Annotated in this window: 1 pseudogene; it reads left to right on the top strand. The window is 62.6% G+C overall.

Features of this window, described 5'->3' with window-relative positions:
- Positions 1 to 404 (top strand): annotated as a pseudogene (locus tag PVZ78_RS00220) (DUF5801 repeats-in-toxin domain-containing protein); the annotation flags it as partial.

A 404-nucleotide genomic window follows, 5' to 3' on the forward strand; every position in this document is an offset into this window, starting at 1 on the left:
ACGCCAACGGCGGCCGGAGCCGCCGAGGCTGGTACCGTCGATGAAGACGGCTTGGCCAATGGCATCGCCGGTGGTGTCGGCGACGTAGCTGGCGAAGCAACGACTGCCAGCGGTAGCGTTACCGGTATCTTCCAGTCGGGTGCCGATGTACCGCTGAGCTATAGCTTGTCGAGTGATACCAGCGGCCTGCCAGCCCTGAGTTCGGGTGGAGTGGCGCTGGTCTATAGCGTCGCTGGCGATACCCTGACCGCCAAAGCCGGTGCCGTCGATGTATTCACCTTCAGCCTCAGTGCCGCGGGTGCCTACAGCTTCAGCCTGCTGCAGCCGCTGGACCATCCAGCCGGCAATGACGAGAACGACATCACCCTCAACCTGGGTACCTTGCTGCAAGCTACCGATAAGGA

This window comes from Pseudomonas sp. SBT1-2 (assembly GCF_028640875.1).
GTDB lineage: Bacteria > Pseudomonadota > Gammaproteobacteria > Pseudomonadales > Pseudomonadaceae > Aquipseudomonas > Aquipseudomonas chlororaphis_I.